This is a genomic window from Desulfovibrio intestinalis (assembly GCF_014202345.1).
GTDB classification, from domain to species: domain Bacteria; phylum Desulfobacterota; class Desulfovibrionia; order Desulfovibrionales; family Desulfovibrionaceae; genus Desulfovibrio; species Desulfovibrio intestinalis.
In genome coordinates this window covers 1-2,949 of the sequence record NZ_JACHGO010000015.1, presented here as the reverse complement: position 1 = coordinate 2,949, position 2,949 = coordinate 1, and the positions used below count along the sequence as shown (strand labels likewise).

Here is a 2,949-nt window from a genome sequence, read left to right as displayed (position 1 = left end):
GAATCGTCGTATCAGCCAGTTCAAATTCTGTCGGCAGCCAGGAAAAATGGCGGACAGCTTCTTTTCAATGCGCCAGTCCTCCAGGCAGTTAAAGAGATTGAAGGTCACAGGATCAAGGTTGGCAGCCTTCAGTACTACAAAGTCCGTATGCCGGATATGGCCGGATTCATGATCGACAAACGACCTTGCCAATGCCAACAATTCCGGCTCGCAATCCATCGGCAATGAGGGCAGTTGAATAACCTTGCCGTTGGTGCAGGCTTCACTGCCACCAATACGTACTTGCACCCCATACTGGTCGCCCAGCACGGATGCCAGCAGGGGCAGGCAGTTGAGTACGTCTTTTGTACGTATCATGGCATCACCACAGGCCCAGACTGGGAATAGCAGAATGGGGCACAGCCGTTTCCACTGAGAGCGTATCCGGCAGGATGGGGGCGTCATCCAGTTCCGCATCCACAGTGCCGTCTCTCCGTCCAGCAGGCACATCCGGTGCAGATGCCGTCGCTGAACCAGCCAGCAAGGCATCCAGCACAAAGGCCGGGCCATAACCCTCAATGACCTTCTGGGCGTGTGCCACCAGGGCATCACTATCCTTGAGCAGGCAGACCAAACCCTGCAGGAGCAGCAGGTCAGTGCCCGTGATATTGCCTTTCTTGGGTATGCGCTGCAGTGCGGCCTGCACGATGTCAGCCACTGGGGCCACGTGCGGCTCTACAAATGACAAGCCTGTGAGCTTGGAATGCAGGGTGCGCAGCGGCGAGAGCGCCTTGTGGGTCACTTCCGTCTTGCCGTGATAGACCCTGCGCCAGATGTCTTCGGCGGATTTGGCTACTTCACCAAAGAGCGTTCCTCCGAGACCTTGCACCTCTTCTGCCAGACCGGCTTCCAGCACGGCTGTGTTATCTGTATGTTGCGCCAGCGGGGACACCTTGTACAATTGCCAGCGAAAATCCATGCGGGCGCGAACATAGTCCGGCCCCACAATGGAATTGCGGATAATTTCGCCCCACTGATGATGCTTTTCTATCCAGCCCTGCACATTCTGATCATAATCTGCCAGAAAGGCCTCTTTTTCTTTCTGAAAGTCGTTGCGGATGTTGCAAAGCTCTTGCACGATTTCACCGGCTTTCTCTTCAGGGATGGCCCAGCCAGACATGAAGCGTACTCCGTGCCGGTCGAGATAGTTGAAGGCACGGGCCTTGAGCGTACCGAACACTTTGAGATTTTCCGGGTCAGCGATACGTTTTGAGCCAAGGGACGCCAAATCTTCGGGCGGCAGTTCCGCTCCGCCCAGGTCTTCCTGGTTCATCTTGCGCCGGGCTGACCACAAGCTGACATTGAGGTTGAGGGCTAGCAAATTATCCAGAATGCGAATGTCAGAAATAATCGGTGTCATAACAGTCTCCTAAAATGAGCTTTTAGTAATGTTTAGGACGTAGCCTTCGGTGAGCTTTTTGGCTGCGCGGGCTTCAAGCTCCAGCACGGAATTGTTGCCCGCACAATTTTCAGCAGGGATAGAGTGTTGTTGCCCGGCAGTGTCCGGCTTGCCCCAATGGAGCATAAGACCTTCAGGCCTGGCCTCGCCGATCCAGAACTTTCCGCTCTGTTTCTTGCCGGAAAGGGTATGAACTACCTCCAGATGAACACGCGGCTTCGCCACCGTGGGAGTGTTCCTCAAATGGCTGCGCATGAAGCGCAGGGCTTGTTCACCTTGCAAGTTTTCTGTTTCAGTCGTTTTGGTTTTAAGGGCTTCAGCCTCCACCTGTTGCGGGAACATGCGTTGGGCCAGTTCGTGCAGCATGGCGCGGGTTTCGCGGTTGGCGCGGTATGCCAGAGCACGATCAAGGGCGTAGGTGACAGGCTGGATGCCCTGATGGGCCAGAGGCTGGAAACGCACGGTCAGATCGCCCCAGCGCAGCAAGCTGCGCGTGGAGAAGGTAACTTCAATGGTATTGGTGAGATTGTTGGTGGAAGCTTCGCCCATGAACAACTTGCGCACCTCGTTGGCATACTCCACCATAGTTGCACAGAGCGCTTCGGGCAGTGACGGGAAGCGCCGGGCAAGCAAGCTTTTTTCCACATCTGCAGCCGGGTAGCCCACTTCGCAGATGGTGAAGCGGTCCAGCCACGCGAGGTTCTGGCGTTGAGTTCCCTGATACAGGCCCGTGTCGTCACCGCCGCCATTGGTATTGGCTGTGGCTACGAAACGGAACATGGGGTGGGGGGTGATGATTTCGCCTCCATTTTCCGCTATGCACAAGGGGGAGCCATCCAAGACGCTGTTCAGCCCGGCGGCGATCTCAGGTGAGGTTAAGTCGATTTCATTCAGGAGCAGAATTGCTCCGTGGCGCATGGCCAGTGCCAGCGGGCCGTACTCAAAGACCATGTTGCCGTCTTTGACCGTCAGGTGCCCCACCAGATCGGCAAATTCCAGCCGCCCGTGTCCTGTCACCTCAAAGGCGGGGTAGTTAAGCCTGGCCGCCAGCTGCTTGATGCAACTGGTTTTGCCGCAGCCTGTGGGGCCAAAGACGTACAGCGGTTCCTGCGCATTGAGAAACCAGACCACAACATCGCGGCTGGATTCATGGAAAATATAGTCGTGGTCAATGGCCGGGGTGTAGGCCGAAGGGACGGCGTAGCCCCTGACTGTGGTGCCGGAGGGCTTGCCGCTGAACACTTGACCGGCGTCGAGGTCAGTGGGCTGAAGAGAGTCAAGTTCAGAAATATTCGTGCCTTTCATTATTGCCTCCAAAAACAGGAAGGCGCACCCTCATGGGTACGCCTTCCTGTAAATTTATTATAATGACTGTTAGTTATGTTTTGAAATATGCCTTAAAAGCTCTGCGGGGGGTGTTATTTGCAGTTCTGGAAATATATGCCGCAGTTCTAATAAGTGTTTATCCCCAGACACTAGAAAAGCGGCATTGGCTGCTTTTGCTAAATGAA

General features: G+C 55.2%; 1 protein-coding gene and 2 pseudogenes. All 3 read right to left on the bottom strand.

Going from position 1 to position 2,949, the window contains the following annotated elements; all coding sequences use genetic code 11:
* Window positions 1-357, bottom strand: a pseudogene (locus tag HNQ38_RS14065) (VWA domain-containing protein); the annotation flags it as partial.
* A gap of 4 nt (window positions 358-361) precedes the next feature.
* A complete protein-coding gene (locus HNQ38_RS14060) occupies window positions 362-1,399 on the bottom strand; it encodes a DUF3150 domain-containing protein (protein ID WP_183722546.1) in 1,038 nt (345 codons plus the stop codon).
* A 369-nt stretch (window positions 1,400-1,768) separates the two neighbouring features.
* Window positions 1,769-2,743 (bottom strand): annotated as a pseudogene (locus tag HNQ38_RS14055) (AAA family ATPase); the annotation flags it as partial.
* Window positions 2,744-2,949: the final 206 nt, after the last annotated feature.

Bases quoted from the DNA above. Each gene is read 5' to 3' on its own strand.
- HNQ38_RS14060 (WP_183722546.1), bottom strand. From the start codon at position 1,399: ATGACACCGATTATTTCTGACATTCGCATTCTGGATAATTTGCTAGCC.